We start from the raw sequence: 18,238 nt of genomic DNA, 5'->3' as shown, positions 1-18,238 counted from the left end.
CACCGCCGATGGGCTGGCGGTTCTCCTGTACAACGGATCAGGCACCCGAAACCGGAAGCAGATCCAACACGTTGGCAACGACTGCGTCGATGCCGATGCCACTGGTGTCGATGATGACGGCATCGTCTGCCGGCTTCAGGGGCGCCACTGTGCGCTGTGCATCACGGGCGTCGCGGGCCATGATCTCGCGCAGGAGGTCTTCAAAGTTAACAGAAACCCCCTTGTCTTTCAACTGCTTATGCCGACGCCCGGCACGCTCCTCGGCGCTGGCGGTCAGGAAGACCTTGAATGGGGCGTCGGGGAAGATCACCGTACCCATGTCGCGGCCATCGGCAACCAGACCAGGGAGAACCCTGAATGCGCGCTGGCGCTCTTTCAGGGCCGCCCGCACCTCCGGGATGGCCGCAATGGCCGAGGCCAGCGCGCCGGTGGTCTCCAGGCGCAGCTCATCGGTGGCATCGGTATCGTTGACCACCACCCGCAGCCCGCCATCGGCCGCTTCGCCGAACCGGACATGGGTGTCGAAGGTGCAGCGCACCAGCGCGGAGGCGTCGGAGGTGTCGATGTCGGCCCAGCTGGCGGCCACGCCCACGGCGCGGTACAGGGCGCCAGAATCCAGGTAATGCCAGCCCAGGCGGCGTGCGACAATGCGGCTGACAGTCCCCTTGCCGGCCCCGGACGGGCCGTCGATGGTGAGCACGGGAGGAAGCTGGTTCATGGGTTTCCCTGTGGAATGGACAGCCCATTCTAGCCCCCGCCCGGGGCCGCCTGAGACCTTTTTCGTGCAACCACTTGAAAGGATGGAAAAAAGACCGGTACAATTGCGGGCTTGAACGGGCGTCACCTGCCGATTGTCATCTGCATATCGCGGCCGCGCTCCAACCGAATCCAACGTTTACGCCGAGGTATGCAATGAAAGTCCTGTCTTCCCTGAAGTCGGCCAAGGCCCGTCACCGCGACTGCAAGGTCGTCCGTCGCCGCGGCAAGATCTTCGTGATCTGCAAGTCGAACCCGCGTTTCAAGGCTCGCCAGCGCTGAGCCTGAAGGCGTCACGGCCCACGGCCGCGACCAACCTGAATAAAAAGCCGCCTCCGGGCGGTTTTTTATTGCCGTTTTTGTTGTAATCGCCGGGTGGGTCACGACCGTCGGTCGTGGCCCCTTCCGTATTCTTGACCACTGGGGAGTAGATCGAGATGAAGCGTTACCTGACCACCCTGCCGTTGCTGGCCCTGCTGGCCTGCGCCAGCGCCCATGCCGACACGCTGCTGATCGACCGCAGCCAGGAAAAGCCCGCCACCGCCCTGCCCGTCCGCGGCCAGAGCATGCAGCAGGTGCAGTCGCAGTTCGGCGACCCGGGCGAGCGCCTGGAGCCGCGCGGCGGACAGAAGCGCCAGTGGCCGACCATCAACCGCTGGGTGTACCCGCAGTTCACCGTCTACTTCGAGAAGCAGAAGGTGATCGACGTGGTGGCCAACAAGGCCGACGCCAACGAGGTCGGCCCGAAGCCGCCGATCCGCTGATTCTTTCCTTTCTCCCGCCCGCCACACGGCGGGCCATCGCACCGAGACCATGAACGACACGCTCCGCTTTCCGGCCGAATGGGAAACCCAGTCCGCCATCCTGATCGCCTGGCCCCACGCCGACACCGACTGGGCCGACCGCCTGGGTGACGTCGAGGACACCTACATCGCCCTGGTGGCGGCCATCACCCGATTCCAGCCGGTGCTGATCATCGTTGCCGACGATGACCTGGAGGCCTACGCCGATGCGCGCCTGCGCTCCAACCGGATCGACGTGGACCGGGTCCGGTTCGTCACCGCGCAGTACGACGACACGTGGCTGCGCGATTCGGGCCCGATCACGCTCAAGCGCGCCGACGGCGGCTTCCGGCTGCTCGATTTCCGCTTCACTGGCTGGGGCGGCAAGTTCGACGCGAGCCTGGACGACCAGCTGGTCGGCGTACTGCACGCCGCGGGCGTGTTCGCGCCGAACGCGGAGGTGCAGAGCATTCCGTTCGCACTGGAAGGCGGCGGTATCGAAACCGACGGTGCGGGCACGCTGCTGACCACCTGGCAGTGCCTGCACGAACGCCACCCGGACCGCGAGCGCGCCTCGCTCAGCACCGACCTGGCGGGCTGGCTGCAGCAGGATCGTGTGTTGTGGCTGGACCACGGGTATCTGGAAGGCGACGACACCGACGCGCACATCGACACGCTGGCACGCTTCGCCTCGGTGGACAGCATCGTCTACCAGGCCTGCGATGACAGCAGCGATTCGCACTTCGCCGAACTGCAGGCGATGGGCAACGAGCTGGCCGCGCTGCGGACCGCCGACGGTGCGCCGTACCGGCTGTTCCCGCTGCCGTGGGCACAGCCGGTGATCGACGATGGCCGCCGGCTGGCGGCGTCCTACGCCAATTACCTGATCCTCAACGGCGCGGTGCTGATGCCGGCCTACGGGGATGTCGCCGACGAGGCCGCCCGCGCCGTGTTGGCGCAGGCCTACCCGGACCGCGAGATCGTCCCGGTGCCGTGCCGATCGCTGATCTGGCAGAACGGCAGCCTGCACTGCATCACCATGCAGTTGCCGGAAGGGTTGCTGGCGTAACGCCACACCGCAGATCGACACACTGGCGCCGGGCTTTGTCCCGGCGCTTTTCGTTTTCGGCAACGCACGGGTGTCTGCGCGCTCGCGGGACTGGCAGGTCGGGGCGAGCTTGCGGGGGATGCCGTGAACCCATCCTTGGGGGCTTGGTCGCCGCATCCATGCGGCTCACACCCCCGCAAGCCCGCCCCGACCCGCCTTCGACAGTGATCAGGTGGCCACGGAAAAAGACAGTGCGCATGACGGCGATTGCTCTCCCGTGGCCTCCTGCACACCGTCTGGGGCCGGCGGGGATGGGGGTGCGGGACCGTAGAAAACATGGATGTTTTCTACGAGCCCCCATGGATGGGTTCACGGCGTGTCCCGTACCCCCATCCCTGCCGGCCCAGCTCGGGCATTCCCAAGCCACGGCTGTCGGTTTGACGTGGTGGTGAGGCAGCCGGGCAGAGCCCGGCTCTACGGATACGGTCCAGCCGGGCAGAGCCCGGCTCTACGAGCAGGCGCCCGCCGCGCATTTAGCGCCCAGCACGCTGCGTGCACCCATCCGCGATAAACTGGGTTTTTCCCCCTGCAGGACCGCACCCGGATGAGCTCACGCCACACCCTTTCCGTCGCCCTGATCCAGGAGCGCAACCACGGTGACGCCGCCGCCAATCTGGCCGTGATCGAAACGCGCGTGGCGGAAGCGGCCGCCCAGGGTGCCAAGCTGATCCTGCTGCAGGAACTGCACAACGGCGCGTACTTCTGCCAGCACGAGTCGGTGGACGAATTCGACCTCGCCGAGCCGATCCCCGGCCCCAGCACCGAACGCCTTGGCGCACTGGCCAAAAAGCACGGCGTGGTCATCGTCGGCTCCCTGTTCGAACGCCGTGCCGCCGGCCTGTATCACAACACCGCCGTCGTCTTCGAAAAGGACGGCACGCTGCTGGGCAAGTATCGAAAGATGCACATCCCGGACGATCCGGGCTTCTACGAAAAGTTCTACTTCACCCCCGGCGACATCGGTTTCAAGCCGATCGACACCTCCGTCGGCCGCCTCGGCGTGCTCGTCTGCTGGGACCAGTGGTACCCCGAAGCCGCCCGCCTCATGGCGCTGGCCGGCGCCGAGCTGCTGCTCTACCCCACCGCCATCGGCTGGGACCCGGACGACCAGCAGGACGAACAGGGCCGCCAGCGCGATGCCTGGGTGCTCAGCCACCGCGGCCATGCCGTGGCCAACGGCGTGCCGGTACTGAGCTGCAACCGCGTGGGCCATGAAGCCTCGCCGCTGGGTGCCTCGGGCATCCAGTTCTGGGGCAACAGCCACGTCCTCGGCCCGCAGGGCGAGTTCATCGCCGAAGCCGGTGGCGAGCCCACCGTGCTCCTGTGCGACGTCGACCTGCAGCGCAGCGAGCACGTGCGCCGCATCTGGCCGTTCCTGCGTGATCGCCGCATCGATGCATACGGCGACCTGCTCAAGCGCTACATCGACTGACCCCCAGGACCCCCACCCCGTGACCGTGCTGCTGCGCGACGCCTGCGACACCGACATCGATGCCATCACCGCGATCTACGCGGTGGAGGTCACCGACCTGGTCAACACCTACGAGTACGACGTGCCCGACGCGGCGGAAATGCGGCGGCGCATGCACGACATCGTGGGCCGCGGCTTTCCCTACATCGTGGCCGAGGTCGATGGCCAGGTGGCCGGGTATGCCTACGCCAACACCTACCGCGGGCGCATCGCCTACCAGTGGACCGTGGAAAACTCGGTCTACGTGGATGCCGCCTTCCAGGGCCGTGGCGTCGGCACCGCGCTGATGCAGGGCCTGATCGACGCCTGCGTCGCACGCGGTTACCGGCAGATGGTGGCGGTGATCGGCGAGCCGACCAACACCGCCTCGATCAAACTGCACGAGCGCTTCGGTTTCCACACCGTGGGCATTTTCCGCGGCCTCGGCCGCAAGCATGGCCGCTGGCTGGACACCGTCCAGATGCAGCGCGCGCTCGGCGATGGTGCCGACAGCGCCCCTTCGAATGAATGATGCAATGACTGAACCCCAACTCGATGACACCGGCGACACCCTGTTCGCCGGCCAGCCCGTCCGCGTGGTCGAACGCGACGGCGTGCGCTACACCCTGCTCGGCACCGCGCACGTGTCCCAGGCCAGCGTGGAAGCGGTGGAACGGGCGATCGGCAGTGGCCGCTTCGACGCCGTCGCCGTGGAACTGGACGCTCAGCGCCTGCAGGCACTGACCAACCCCGATGCACTGGCCAAGCTTGATCTGGTCGAGGTCATCCGCAAGGGCCGCGTGGCGTTGTTCGCCGCCAACCTGGCGCTGGCCGCCTACCAGCGTCGCCTGGCCGAGCAGCTCGGCATCGAGCCGGGGGCCGAACTCAAGCGTGCGGTGACCCTGGCCAACGAACACAACCTGCCGGTGCACCTGATCGACCGCGAAGTGGGCCTGACCTTCAAGCGCGCCTCGCAGCGGCTGGGGTTCTTCGGCCGGATCAAGCTGGTGATGGGCCTGGGCGCCGGCCTGTTCGCGTCCGACGAGGTTGGCGAAGACGAGATCGAAAAGCTCAAGCAGGGCGACATGCTGGAAGCCAGCTTCGGCGAGTTCGCCAGCGAAAGCCCCGCGCTGTATGAAACCATCATCGGCGAGCGCGACCGCTACATGGCCACGCGCCTGCGCGAAGTGCACGACCCGGCCCAGCGCGAGGTGCTGGCGGTGGTCGGCGCCGGGCATCTGGCCGGCCTGGCCAAGTACCTGGAAACCGATACCGACGCCCCCGGCCCGCTGCGCGAGTCGCTGGAAGCGGTGCCGAAGAAGCGCAACATTCCCTGGATCACGCTGACCATCCTGGCGGTGGTGCTGGCCGGGATCGCACTCGGCTTCTACCGGGGCGGCCTGGGCATGGGCGGCGAGCTGCTGCTGACCTGGGCGATGTACACCGGCGGCCTGGCGGGCCTGGGCTGCCTGCTGGCGGGCAGCCATCCGCTGAGCATCCTGACCGCGATCGTGGTGGCGCCGTTCAAGCCGTTCCGGTTGAGCATTCCAACCGGCGCGTTCGCCGCGCTGGTGGAAACGCGCCTGCGCAAGCCGGCGTATGAGGATTTCCTCAAGCTGCGTGACGACGCGCAGAGCGTGAAGGGCTGGTACCGCAACCGGGTAACCCGGGTGGTGTTGACCTTCATGCTGACCAACCTGGGCAGCATGCTGGGGTTGTGGCTGACCGGGCTGCAGGTGTGGGGCAAGGTGGCGGGGTAAGCGCTGCGCGCGCCTGCACAATCGAGAGGCCACGCACTGCGTGGCCTTTTTTGTTGTCGGACGGGGTGTTGGGTGTCGACCGTGGATCGGCTGTGGTTCGTTCGTGTACCGGGCAACGGCCGGTATCTACGCATTCCGTGGAGCCGGCCAGCGGCCGGCACTACCGGATCCGGGCAACGGCCGGTGCCTACGCATCGCGGGCGAACGCGGATGCCCGGATACATCGGTAGAGCCGACCGTTGGTCGGCTGTGGTTCGTTCGTGTACCGGGCAACGGCCGGTATCTACGCATTCCGTGGCGCCGGCCAACGGCTGGTGCCTACACATTCCTTGGAGCCGACCAATGGTCGGCTCTACCGGGTTCTGTGGCGCTACGCGGCCGTTGCTGCTTCGCCGTTGGCCGGCAGGCCGCGGGCGCGGCGGATGATGCGGGAGACCGCGCTGCTCATGTCGTCGAGCATGGCGTAGATGGTCGGCAGGAACAGCAGGCTGACCACGGTGGAGAACGCCAGGCCGCCGGCGATGGCGCGGGCCATCGGGTAGTACGGCGGGCCGTCGCCGAGCAGCTGGGTGTCGGTCAGCGAGATCGGCACCATCGCCAGGATGGCCGTGCCCATGGTCATCATGATCGGGCGCAGGCGCTCGCGTGAGCCTTCCACCAGCGCCTGGGTGCGGCCCATGCCGCGCCGGCGCAGGTTGTTGATGTGCTCGATCATCACGATGCCGTTATTCACCACCACGCCCATCAGCACCAGGATGCCGATGAAGGACATGATCCCGAACGAGGTGCCGGTGATCCAGAACAGCCAGAATACCCCGAAGATCGAGAACAACACCCCGCTCATGATCGCCGCGGGGAACAGCAGCGATTCGAACACCGCGGCCATCACCACATAGATCATCACCAGCGCGATGATCAGGTTGAACAGCATCTGCTGCATGGCCTCGTTGTCGTTGCCGTAATCGCCGCCATCGAAGGTGAAGGTGTAGCCGGCCGGGAAGCTCATCGGCGTGAGGGTTTCCTCCATCGCCTTGCGTGCTTCGGGCGCGGTGACCTTCTCGGCCAGGTTGGCCTTGATGGTCAGCGTGGTCTGGCGGTTGGTACGGCCCACCTGGGTGGCCGAGGGCTTGATCGAGACATCCACCAGACTCAGCAGCGGCACCGAGCGACCGTCGCCGGTGCGCACGGTGAAGCTGGCCAGGTCTTCCGGGCTGCTCTGCTCGGCCCCGGCGAAACGTACCCATACCGGCACCTCGCTGTCACCGCGGCGGAACTCGCGCAGCGGTGCGCCACGCAGCGCCAGGCCGACGAAACTGGCCACCTGTTCGGCATTGAAGCCGAACGCGGCCGCGCGTTCGCGGTCGACGTGGATGGACAGCTCGCTGCCCTTCTCGCCATTGTCGATGCGCACGTCGCGCAGTTCCTTGCGCCGCGCCAGCAGCGGCACCACGTCCTCGCCGATCTCCTGCAGCATCTTGGTCGAGTCGCCCACCAACTGCACCTGCACCGACTGGTTGCCACCGCCACCGCCACCATCGCCGCCCTGGTTGCCGACGATGTAATCGGTGCGCGCCGATCGCGGCAAGCCCTTGCGCAGCGCCTCCTGCACGGCGGGCAGGTTGTCGGCATGCTTCTCATCGAAGGTCACGGTGGTGCTGCTGCCTTCCTGCTCGCTGTACCAGGAATAGACCTGGGTGATGTGCAGCTTCTCGCGATTCTCGTCCAGGTAGCGCTCGACGCGCGCGACCTCCTCGGACATCTGGCTGTAGGTGTAGGCCCCCTTCCAGTTGTAGCCGATGAAGATGTCCTTGCCGCCCTCGCCACCGAACATGTCGATCTTGGTCAGCTTCATCGGCACCAGGCTGATCAGCACCACCATGAGGATGCCGAACACGCTCCAGCCGCGGTGTTCCAGCGTCCACTGCAGCACCTTGGCGTAGCGGCGCTGCAGGCGGGCGATCACGCCGGTTTCCGAATGCACCAGCTTGGGCGTCTGCATGCGTGCGGACAGCATCGGGATCAGGCTGACCGCGACCAGCCATGAGGCCAGCAGCGACACCGAGATGGTGATCGCGATCTGCGCCATGAAGATGCTGATGTTGTTGGTTTCGCCGAACAGGTTGGGCACGAACACGATGCAGTGGCACAAGGTGCCGGCGCTCAGCGCGATGGCCACGTTGCGGGTACCGATGATCGAGGCCAGCCGTGGCTGGTCGGGCATGCGCTCACGTTCCTGGTAGATGCTCTCCACCACCACCACGGCGTTGTCCACCAGCATGCCCACCGCCAGCAGCAGGCCCATCATGGTCAGAATATTGAGGGTGACCCCGGCGAAGTACATGAAGCCCAGCGTGATCACGAAACAGATCGGGATCGCCAGGGTCACCATCAACGTCGACGGCCAATGACGCAGGAAGAAGAACAGCACCGTCACCGACAGCAGCAGGCCCACCGCGCCGGCCTCGGCCAGTTCCAGCAGCGAGGAGGTCACGGTCTTGCCCTGGTTGTCGATGACCTTGATCTGCACGTCGCGCATCGACGGCTGGGTGCGGATGGCCTCCACTTCCGCCAATGCGGCGCGCGAGACCTCCACCAGGTTGGCGCTGCGTTCCTTGTAGATGTCCAGGCCCACGGCCGGGTTGCCGTCCAGGCGACGGCCGTAGTTCATGCGGGTGGGCTTGAGCCGGATCTCGGCGATGTCGCCCAGGCGCAGGCCCTTGGTATCGATCACCAGGTCGCGCAGCTCCTGCAGGTCGGTGATTTCACCCACCGGCTGGATGCGCACGCGCTGGCCGTTATCGTCGATCTGCCCGGCCGAGATGGAGAAGTTCAGCGTGCGCAGGCGGTCGCTGAGCTCATTGATGCTGAGGTTGTGCGCGGTGAGCCGGTCGGGGCTGATCGCGATTTCCACTTCGTTCGGCGGTGCACCGGAGATGTTGACCCGGGCCACGCCGGGGATGCGTTCGATGCGCCGCTTGAACTCGCGGTCGAGCATGTCGTACGCGCCGGTCAGGTCGGTGCTGCTGGCCAGCCGCACCTTCAACACCGGTTCGTCGCTGCTGGACCACTTGAACACGTTGTAGCGCTGCAGGTCGTCGGGCAGGTCGCTGCGGATCGCATCGATGCGCTCACGCGCATCCGAGGCGGCGATGGCGATGTCGCGGTCCCAGTCGGTGAACTCGATGAAGATGCTGGCGCCTTCGGCGGTGGCCGAGGAGCGCATGCGCTTGATCCCGGTCATGGTGGCCAGCGCTTCTTCGGTGGGGCGGATGATGTTGCGCTCCACCTCCTCCGGGGTGGAGCCGGTATAGGGCACCTGCACGAACAGGAACGGCGCGGAGATGTCCGGCAACGCTTCCAGCGGCAGCCGGAACGAGGCGATCAGGCCCACCACCACCAGCGACACGAAACACATGATGGTGGTGATGGGGCGGCGGATGGAGAACTCGGCGATGCTCATGCCGGCTCCTGCGCAGGGCCACCGACGGACTCGGCGTGGCCGGCATGCTTGCGGCCGCGCTCGCGGTAGTAGGCATCACCGCGGCGGTCGAGCAGGTCGTATACCACCGGGATCACCACCAGGGTGAGCAGCGTGGACACCAGCAGGCCACCGATCACGGTGATCGCCATCGGCGCGCGCACTTCGGCACCCTCGCCCATCGCCACCGCCAGCGGCAGGAAGCCGAACAGCGTGCACAGGGTGGTCATGATGATCGGACGCAGGCGCGAGCGGGCGCCTTCCACCAATGCGTCCTGCTTGGGTACCCCGGCTTCGCGCAGCTGGTTGACCTTGTCGATCAGGATGATCGCGTTCTTGGTCACCAACCCCACCAGAAGGATCAAGCCGATGAACACCACCACCGAGATCGGCTTGCCGGTGAGCATCAGGGCCAGGATCGCCCCGACCAGCGCCAGCGGAATGGTGAACAGGATGACGAACGGGTGCAGCAGCGACTCGAACTGCGAGGCCATCACCAGGTAGACCAGGAAGATCGCCAGGCCGAAGGCGAAGATCAGCGAGCGCGCCGATTCGGCCAGCTCCTCGCCCTGCCCGCCGATGTGCATGCCCACGCCGGCCCCCAGCGGCTGCTTGGCCACCATGTCGTGCACTTCGCGCACCGCGCCGCCCAGGTCGATGTCGCGCAGGTTGGCCGAGACCACCGCCACGCGGGTCTGGTCGGCGCGATGGATCTCGCTCGGGCCGTTGGTGGCGACCACCTCGGCCACCGCGTCCAGCGTGACCGGACGGCTGCTGCCCGGGTTGACGATCAAGCGACGGATGCTCTCCACGCTGGCGCGGTCGCCTTCCTGCGCACGCACCAGCACGTCGATCTTGCGGTCGCGGAAACTGTAGCGGGTGGCCACGTCGCCGCGCACCTTCTTCACCACCACATCGGCGATCTGGCGGGTGGTCAGGCCCAGCGCACCGGCGCGTTCCTGGTCGAAGCGGATCTGGATTTCCGGGAAGCCCTCTTCCACCGTGGATTTGACGTCGGCGTAGTGCGGGTTGTTGCGCAGCATCGCAGCCAGTGCCTGGCCTGCGCGCTCCAACGTGGCCATGTCCTGGCCGCGCAGTTCCACTTCCAGCGGGGTGGAGAAGCTGAACAAGGCCGGTCGTGCGAAATCGACCTGCACGCCCGGGTGCTGCTGCATCGACTCGCGCAGGCGCTCGGTGATGGCCGCTTCCGTGCGCGCATCGCCGCCACCGGCCATCACCACGGTGAGCTTGCCGATGTTCTCACCGCTTTCGGTGGGGCTGGCATCCAGCCGCGTGCCGCTGCCGCTGACGCCATACAGCGAGGCGATCTGGTCGTCCTTGGCATGGGCCAGCTGCAGTTCGCGGACCAGCGCATCGGTCTGCTTGAGCGGCGTGCCGGCCGGCAGCTTGGCGGTCATTTCAAAGCGGTCCTGCGCCAGCTGCGGGATCAGGTCGGCGCCCAGCATCGGCACCAGCGCCATGGTGGCCACAAAGGCCAGCGCGGCAAAGCCCAGGACCTTGCCCGGATGATGCAGTGCGCCCGGCAGCAGCTTGAGGTAGCCGCGTTCGGCACCCGCGTAGGGCTTCATCGCCACGTCGCTGGCTTTGCGCATCACCGGCCCGACAACGGCCACCACGCCGCGCCACACGCGGATGATCGCCCAGGCCACGCCAAAGCAGGCCCAACGAACCAGCGCACCGACGCCGCGGCGGCCACTGGCCACCGGCTTGAGCCAGCGTTTTTCGGGCTGCCATGACGCGTGTGCCGGCTCGTCCGGGAACGCCAGCGGCGGGCGGCCCTTGAGCGAGCTCAGCATCGGAATCAGGGTCATCGACACCAGCAGCGAGATCGCAATGGCGATTGCCACGGTCAGCGCCTGGTCGCGGAACAGCTGCCCGGCGATGCCATCGACGAACACCAGCGGCAGAAACACCGCGATGGTGGTCAGGGTCGAGGCGACTACCGCCATGCTCACTTCGCGGGTACCGGCAATGGCCGCCTGCAGGATGCCCAGGCCGCGCTCACGCGCCTTGGCGATGCTCTCCAGCACCACGATCGAATCGTCCACCACCAGGCCGGTGGCCAACGCCAGGCCGCCCAGCGACATCACGTTGAGACTCAGGCCCATCTGGCCCATGAAGAAGAACGTGGTGATGATCGAGACCGGCAGCGACAGGCTGATCACGAACGTGCTCCAGCCATCGCGCAGGAACAGGAAGATGATCAGGATGGCCAGCAGGCCGCCGATCACCGCGTCCTTCTTCACGTCACTGATGGCGTGTTCGATGAAGCGCGACTGGTCTTCGATGGTGGTCAGCTGGGCGTCGCCGGGAATCTGCGCCTTGATCTGCTCCAGCTTCGCGCGCAGCGCCTCGGCGGTGGCCACGGTGTTGGCGTCGCCCTCCTTGTAGATCGCCAGTTCAACTGCTTCCTTGCCGCCCAGGCGGATGATCGCCTCGCGTTCCTTGTAGCCCTGGCGCACGCTGGCAACGTCCTTCAGCCGCACCGGCACGCCATTGGCGATGGTCGAGGAACTGCTGCTGGACGCGCTCTGCGCGGCCGAGGCGGCGGCAACGGCCGCATCCGAGCCGGTCGAGGCGGCAATGGCGAACATCTGCTGCATGGCCGCGTCGGCGGCGCTGCCGTTGCTGCCCTGGGTGGTCACCAGCAGGTTGCGGATGTCGTCCAGGTCGGTGAACTGGTTGACGGTACGCACCAGGAAGCGCTGCGAGCCTTCCTCCAGGCGACCGCCGGAAATATTGATGTTCTCTTCCTTGAGCCGCTTGATCACGTTGTCGATCGGCAGGTTGAGCTGGGCCAGCTTCTGCTGGTCGATGTCGACCTGGATCTCGTCTTCCAGGCCGCCGCCCACCTTGACCGCGGCCACGCCGGCCACCGGTTCGAGCTTCTTCTTCAGGTCTTCATCGGCGTAGCGGCGCAGCTCGGTGAGCTGGCGGACCGCGTCGGCATCGGTGGCGGCGTCGGCCTTGGCCGAGATCACCAGGCGCATGATCGGTTCGGTGGACGGATTGAAGCGCAGCAGCACCGGGGCCTTGGCCTCCAGCGGCAGGTTCAGCGCTTCCATCTTGTCGCGCACTTCCAGGCTGGCCTGGTCCATGTTGGTGCCCCAGGCGAACTCGAGCACGACGTCGCTCTGCCCGGTACGCGAGACCGACTTGAGCTTGCGCAGGTTCTTGACCACGCCCACGGCCTCTTCGACCGGTTCGCTGATCAGGGTTTCAATTTCGGTGGGGGCCGCGCCGGTGTATTCGGTGCGTACGGTCAGGGTGGGATAGCTCAGGTCGGGCAGCAGGTTGACCTTGAGGTTGCCCAGCGCGATGACGCCGAACAGCATCAGCGTCACCGTGCACATGGCGATGGTGACGCGGCGGCGGGTGGCAAATTCCACCAGCCCCCCGCCCTGTGCACCCGGGCGGTCGCCGTGGTGCGGATCGTTGCCGTGGTCGTTGCCGGCCGAGGTCATTGACGGCTCTCCGCCTTTTTCGCCGGTTGCGCCGATGCGGTGGCGGTGGCGGTGGCCGGCTTGTCGCCGATCACCTGCACCGCCGTGCCATCGCGCAGTGCCACCTTGCCAGCGGTCACCACCTGGTCGCCTTCGGCCAGGCCCTCGCGGATTTCCACCCACGGCCCTTCGGCATAGCCCAGCTTCACCGGTACCCGTGCCACTTTGCCGGCGCGCACCCGGAACACCGCCGGCTCGCCATCGTCGAGCAGCGCCAGGCGCGGCACCACCAGCGCGTCGGCGCGCTGGTCGTAGTCGATGCGGATGCGGCCGAACATGCCCGGCTGCAGGCCCTGTGCGTCTTCACCGAAGCCACTGACCACGCGGAAGGTGCCGCTGCCGGCATCGACCACCGGCGAGATGCGGTCGACCACGCCGGGGAACGACTTGCCCGGCAGCGCATCGGCCATCAGCGTCACCGGCTGGCCGGCGCGCAGCGTGGCCAGTTCGCGCTCGGGCACGTTGAGGGTGGCCTCCAGGCGCGAGTTGTCGATGATGCGGAAGATCGGCGTGTTGATCTGCACGAAGTTGCCGGTCTTGATCGAGCGCGAGGCGATCACGCCAGAGATCGGTGCAACCACGGTGGTGTAGGACAGCTCCAGCGTGGCCAGGCGGTACTGCGCCCGGGCGTTCTCCACGTCGTACTTGATCTGGTCCACATCGGCGGCGCTGACCATCTGCTGGCCGATCAGCTTCTGCGCACGCTGGTAGTTGTTCTCCAGCTTGCGCATCACCGCTTCGCTCTGCGCCACGGCCAGCCGCGCACGGTCCGGGTCCAGGCGCACCAGCGGCTGCCCGGCACGTACCGCCTGGCCTTCTTCGACCAGGACCGCCAAGGCAACACCGGATGTCTTGGCCACCACCTGCGATTCGGCGCGCGCTTCCAGCGCGGCGGTGCCGGTGTAGCTGGCGGCGACGGCGCGACGGCTGGCGGCGACTGCCTCGACCGGTACGGCGTCGACGGCTTTTTCAGCCTTGGGGTCTTTTTCGGCGGCTTGCGCATCGGTGGCGCCGGCGCCAGCGCCGCAGCCGCTGAGCAGCAGCGAGGTGGTGATCAGCAGTGCAGCGGCGCAGGTTCCGGTGCGGCCGTGCAGGAAAGAATTTCGCGACATCGTCGTGTCCCTGAGGGATGCGTGGGCAGGTGTGGTAGCAAAGTAATGCACCACGTCACGATCACACCATATCCCAAAGGTCATGGTGACCTGCGGCAACGCCCGCGCCGCCCCCGGTTTCAGCTAGATGAAAACGCAGGCTATACTCGGGGCCAGTTCCGTACCCCACGCCGGAACGACCAGACCCGTACACCGGAAAGGACATCATGCGCCCGCAGCCGCTCGCCGCTTGTCTTCTGGCCGTCCTCCTGCCCCTCGGGGCCGCCGCACAGGCCGCAACTGCTCCAGCAGTACCCGCCGCACCTGCCGCACCCGTACCCGCCCCTGCCCCTGCCGCTACCCCGACCGCCCCCGCCGCTCCGGCTGGGCTGACGGGCAGTTTCGACAATGGTCGGGTCCTGGCCTACACCTGCCAGGGGTGCCACGGCATCACCGGCTACAAGAACGCCTACCCCAGCTACAAAGTGCCCAAGATTGGTGGGCAGACCCAGCAGTACCTCAGCCAGGCGCTGAGCGAGTACCGCCAGGGCAAGCGCAAGCATCCGACGATGCAGGCGCAGTCCATGAGTTTCAGCGAACAGGAGATCGCCGATCTCGCTGTTTACCTGTCCACCGTCAAGTAAGCACCGCCCATGACGAAAGCCGCGCCCTTCAAGCGTTATGCCATCGCCCTGTCCGTTGCCCTGCTGCTGGCTGCGTGTTCGCAGTCGCAGGTGGAAAACAGCGCAGATTCCGCCGCCGACCCGGGCCACGCCAGTGGCGAGCACGGGTCCGGCTCATCGGCCGGTCTACCCACCGGACGCATCGCCGCCGGCGAGGCCCGTGCCCAGGTCAAGGGCAAGGCCACCGGCCAGAGCTGCATCGACTGCCACGGCGCCGACGGCAACAAGCCGATCGACCCGACCTACCCGAAGCTGGGTGGGCAGTATGGTGACTACCTGGCCCACGCACTGCAGGCCTACCGCGCCGGCGACCGCCAGCACGCGTTGATGACCCCGCAGGCGACCGACCTGAGCGACCAGGACATCGCCGACCTGGCCGCCTACTTCGGCTCGCGCCCCACGCAACTGCGGGACCTGCACGGGTTGAAATGACCACGGTAGAGCCGACCGTTGGTCGGCTGCCCTTCGTCCGGCGCCATGAACCCCAGAACCGGTAGAGCCGACCGTTGGTCGGCTGCCCTTCGTCCTGCGCCATGAACACCTGACCGGTAGAGCCGACCGTTGGTCGGCTGCCCTTCGTCCGGCGCCATGAACGCCCGACCGGTAGAGCCGACCGTTGGTCGGCTGCCCTCCGTCAGGCGCCATGAACGCCCGACCGGTAGAGCCGACCGTTGGTCGGCTGCCCTCCGTCCGGGCCATGAACGCCCGACCCAAGCCGGGCAGAGCCCGGCTCTACGGGCGCGTCACGCGTCCAGCTCTTCCCAGCGCGCGTACGCCGCATCCAGCTCGGCCTGCACCTTGGCAAGCTTCGCGTTGTGCGCCGCCATGTCCGCCGCACTGCGCTGATAGAACGCCGGGTCGTTCATCGCGGCGGTGAGGCCTTCGACGTCCTTCTCCAGGGTTTCAATCTTCAGCGGCAACTGTTCCAGCTCGCGCGCGTCCTTGTAGCTCAGCTTGCGCTTGGCAGCGGCCGGCTCGGCCGGTGCTGCCGCTACCGGAGCGGACGACTTGCCCGCCACCACCGGTGCCGCGGCAGCCGCCGCCGCCACGCGCGCGGCATGCTGCTGCCAGTCGCTGTAGCCGCCCACGTACTCGCCCACCACGCCGTCGCCTTCCATCACCATCGTGGAGGTCACCACGTTGTCGAGGAAGTCACGGTCATGGCTGACCAGCAACAAGGTGCCCGCGTAATCGCTGAGCAGCTCTTCCAGCAGCTCCAGGGTTTCCACGTCCAGGTCGTTGGTCGGTTCGTCCATCACCAGCAGGTTGGACGGCTGCGCGAACAGCTTGGCCAACAGCAGGCGGTTGCGCTCGCCACCGGACAGGCGGGTGATCGGCGCGCGGGCGCGCTCGGGCGAGAACAGGAAGTCCTGCAGGTAGGCATGCACGTGCTTGCGCTTGCCATTGAACTCGATGAAATCGCGGCCTTCGGCCACGTTCTCGATCGCGGTCCAGTCTTCGCGCAGCACCGCACGGTACTGGTCGAAGTAGGCGATCTGCAGGTTGGTGCCGGCGCGCACTTCGCCACTCTGCGGCTGCAGGTCGCCCAGCAGCAGCTTCAGCAGCGTGGTCTTGCCGCTGCCGTTCGGCCCGATCAGGCCAATCCGGTCGCCGCGCAGGATGACGGTTTCAAAATCCTTGACCATCACGCGTTCGCCAAAGGCGAAGGAGATGTCCTTGACGTCGATGACCTTCTTGCCGGAGTTCTCCGCCTGCGCCGCTTCCATGCGCACGTTGCCACCCAGTTCGCGGCGCTGCGAGCGATCATTGCGCATCGCCTTCAGGCGGCGCACGCGGCCCTCGTCGCGGGTGCGGCGGGCCTTGATGCCCTGGCGGATCCAGATTTCTTCCTGCGCCAGCAGCTTGTCGAAGCGCGCATTTTCCTGCGCCTGCGCATTGAGGCGTTCTTCGCGGCGGCGCTCGTAGTTGGCCCAGTCGCCCGGCCAGCTGGTGACCTGGCCCCGGTCGATTTCGACGATGCGGGTGGCCAGTGCACGCAGGAAGCGACGGTCATGGGTGACGAACACCACGCTGCCGTTCCAGTTCTTGAGGAACATTTCCAGCCAGTCGATGGCTTCGATGTCCAGGTGGTTGGTCGGTTCGTCGAGCAGCAGCAGGTCCGGCGAGGACACCAGCGCGCGGCCGAGCAGCACGCGGCGCTTCATGCCGCCGGACAGGCGCGCGAATTCGGCTTCGCCGTCCAGGTCAAGCTTGGTCAGGGTTTCGCTGACGCGCTGGTCCAGGCCCCAGCCGTTGGCAGCGTCGATCTTGGCCTGCACGGCCGACAAGGCATCGCCGTCGAACTCGTCGGCCATGCTCAGGTGATGGAACTCGGCCAGCCACTGGCCCAGCTCGCCCAGGCCGTCGGCCACCACGTCGAACACGCTGCCGGCGGCACCGTGTGGGACTTCCTGTTCCAGGCGGGTGATGCGCACCCCCTGCTGCACGCGGACTTCTCCGTCGTCGGGCTTGTGGTCGCCGGACAGCAGCTTGAGCAGGGTCGATTTGCCGGCGCCATTGCGGCCGATCAGGGCGATACGCTCGCCCGGTTCGATCGACAGTTCGGCTTTTTCCAGCAACAGGGGGCCGCCGACGCTGAAGTCGACGTTTTGCAGAGTAATCAGAGGCATCCGACCATTGTACGGTGTGGCGGTGTGCGGCGTCGCTCAACCGGACGCAAAAGCGTCCGCGGCCAGCCCCAGCAGGGCGCGCAGCGGCGGCGGTACGTGCTTGCCGGGGTGGTGGACCACCCACAACTGGCGCGACAGCGGCGGCAACGGGGTGTCCAGGATGCGCAGGCTGCCCAGCGCCACCAGATCGGCCACCGCGTGCCGCGACAGGCAGGCCACGCCCAGCCCGGCGGCGGCGGCCTGTTTGATGGCCTCGGTGCTGCCCAGCTGCATGGCGCGGGCGAAGTGGTGCAGGTGCGGCAGCAACGCCTGCTCCACCGCCTCGCGGGTCCCCGAGCCGGGTTCGCGCAGCAGCCAGCGCGCGGCAGACAGGTCGGAAAGGTCGGGGCGGGCGCTCAGCGGGGACGCGGCGGCGGCCACGATCACCAGGGCATCCTGCTGCCAGGGCAGCACGTTCAGCCCGCTCTCGTGGCACGGGCCTTCGATGAGGCCCAGGTCGACCTCCAGCCGCTGCACCGCCGCGACCACCTCGGCGCTGTTGCCGATACGCAGGTCCACGTCCACGTGCGGCTGGTCGGCCAGCAGCGCGGCGACCCGGGCGGGCAGCAGGTAGTTGCCGATGGTGGTGCTGGCCCCGATCCGCAGCTGCAGCGGTACCCCGGTGGCCGATGCCGGCCTCCCTGCCCCGGCCATCGCCTCCAGGTCCGCGGACGCGGCCAGCAGCCCGCGCGCCGGGTCCAGCAGGGCCCGGCCCTGCGCATTGAGGATCAGGCGGCGGCCAATGCGGTCGAACAGCAGCGACGGCAATTGCGCTTCCAGTTCGTTGAGCGCCGCACTGGTGGCCGACTGCGACAACGCCAGCTGCGCGCCGGCGGCGGCGGTGGAGCCCGCGTCGGCCACGGCCACGAATACCTGCCATTGGCGAAGACTGATGCGCATGCGCGCATTAACCCATAAAACCGGTTGAAATCACATC

At 67.1% G+C, this 18,238-nt stretch carries 14 protein-coding genes; 8 read left to right on the top strand and 6 right to left on the bottom strand.

The features are described 5' to 3' along the window. Positions 1–37 precede the first annotated feature (37 nt). Positions 38–718 carry a (d)CMP kinase gene (gene cmk, locus ACZ0AE_RS08305; protein WP_463600799.1) on the bottom strand — a complete coding sequence of 227 codons (681 nt, stop codon included), beginning with the start codon at positions 716–718 and terminating at the stop codon, positions 38–40. Between the two features lie 194 nt (positions 719–912). On the opposite strand from cmk, the gene ykgO reads away from it, so the two are divergent. The 6 genes from ykgO (at position 913) to ACZ0AE_RS08275 (ending at position 5,856) form a co-directional block, all read left to right on the top strand. Further along, the gene (gene ykgO / locus ACZ0AE_RS08300; protein ID WP_005409283.1) at positions 913–1,038 is read left to right on the top strand and encodes a type B 50S ribosomal protein L36; all 126 of its coding nucleotides are present in this window, start codon (positions 913–915) and stop codon (positions 1,036–1,038) included. 155 nt (positions 1,039–1,193) lie between these two features. Further along, positions 1,194–1,520: a hypothetical protein gene (locus tag ACZ0AE_RS08295; RefSeq protein ID WP_038688813.1), complete on the top strand. Its 327-nt coding sequence runs from the start codon at positions 1,194–1,196 to the stop codon at positions 1,518–1,520. A gap of 49 nt (positions 1,521–1,569) precedes the next feature. Continuing rightward, positions 1,570–2,607, top strand: coding sequence for an agmatine deiminase family protein (locus ACZ0AE_RS08290; protein WP_447593173.1), 1,038 nt, complete (start codon positions 1,570–1,572; stop codon positions 2,605–2,607). Between the two features lie 583 nt (positions 2,608–3,190). Continuing rightward, positions 3,191–4,078: a carbon-nitrogen hydrolase gene (locus tag ACZ0AE_RS08285; protein WP_038688817.1), complete on the top strand. Its 888-nt coding sequence runs from the start codon at positions 3,191–3,193 to the stop codon at positions 4,076–4,078. Positions 4,079–4,097: 19 nt separating this feature from the next. Beyond that, positions 4,098–4,628: a GNAT family N-acetyltransferase gene (locus ACZ0AE_RS08280; RefSeq protein WP_038688819.1), complete on the top strand. Its 531-nt coding sequence runs from the start codon at positions 4,098–4,100 to the stop codon at positions 4,626–4,628. Then, a complete protein-coding gene (locus tag ACZ0AE_RS08275) occupies positions 4,621–5,856 on the top strand; it encodes a TraB/GumN family protein (protein WP_038688820.1) in 1,236 nt (411 codons plus the stop codon). Before ACZ0AE_RS08280 ends, ACZ0AE_RS08275 begins: the two co-directional genes overlap by 8 nt. A 370-nt stretch (positions 5,857–6,226) precedes the next feature. Here the strand turns inward: ACZ0AE_RS08275 and ACZ0AE_RS08270 are convergent, their stop codons facing one another. The 3 genes from ACZ0AE_RS08270 to ACZ0AE_RS08260 are packed head-to-tail and all read right to left on the bottom strand — an operon-like array spanning position 6,227 to position 13,970. Next, on the bottom strand, positions 6,227–9,316 hold the full coding sequence (locus ACZ0AE_RS08270) for an efflux RND transporter permease subunit (protein WP_463600798.1): 3,090 nt from the start codon (positions 9,314–9,316) through the stop codon (positions 6,227–6,229). Continuing rightward, positions 9,313–12,819: an efflux RND transporter permease subunit gene (locus ACZ0AE_RS08265; RefSeq protein WP_463600797.1), complete on the bottom strand. Its 3,507-nt coding sequence runs from the start codon at positions 12,817–12,819 to the stop codon at positions 9,313–9,315. Before ACZ0AE_RS08265 ends, ACZ0AE_RS08270 begins: the two co-directional genes overlap by 4 nt. After that, positions 12,816–13,970 carry an efflux RND transporter periplasmic adaptor subunit gene (locus tag ACZ0AE_RS08260; RefSeq protein WP_463600796.1) on the bottom strand — a complete coding sequence of 385 codons (1,155 nt, stop codon included), beginning with the start codon at positions 13,968–13,970 and terminating at the stop codon, positions 12,816–12,818. Before ACZ0AE_RS08260 ends, ACZ0AE_RS08265 begins: the two co-directional genes overlap by 4 nt. A 206-nt stretch (positions 13,971–14,176) precedes the next feature. Here ACZ0AE_RS08260 and ACZ0AE_RS08255 point away from each other — a divergent pair, with 206 nt between their 5' ends. Both ACZ0AE_RS08255 and ACZ0AE_RS08250 read left to right on the top strand, forming a co-directional pair. After that, positions 14,177–14,593 (top strand): c-type cytochrome, encoded by a 417-nt coding sequence (locus tag ACZ0AE_RS08255; RefSeq protein WP_463600795.1) that lies wholly within the window; start codon positions 14,177–14,179, stop codon positions 14,591–14,593. Between the two features lie 9 nt (positions 14,594–14,602). Beyond that, positions 14,603–15,064: a c-type cytochrome gene (locus ACZ0AE_RS08250; protein WP_038688828.1), complete on the top strand. Its 462-nt coding sequence runs from the start codon at positions 14,603–14,605 to the stop codon at positions 15,062–15,064. Between the two features lie 311 nt (positions 15,065–15,375). Here ACZ0AE_RS08250 and ACZ0AE_RS08245 read toward each other — a convergent pair whose 3' ends face one another. Continuing rightward, positions 15,376–17,262, bottom strand: coding sequence for an ATP-binding cassette domain-containing protein (locus ACZ0AE_RS08245; RefSeq protein WP_463600794.1), 1,887 nt, complete (start codon positions 17,260–17,262; stop codon positions 15,376–15,378). Between the two features lie 36 nt (positions 17,263–17,298). Then, a complete protein-coding gene (locus ACZ0AE_RS08240) occupies positions 17,299–18,201 on the bottom strand; it encodes a LysR family transcriptional regulator (RefSeq protein WP_463600793.1) in 903 nt (300 codons plus the stop codon). Positions 18,202–18,238 lie beyond the last annotated feature (37 nt).

The sequence above is a fragment of the Stenotrophomonas sp. AC248 genome (assembly GCF_979258185.1).
Note: the sequence above shows the minus strand (reverse complement) of the source record. Positions and strands in the feature narration are given on the sequence as shown.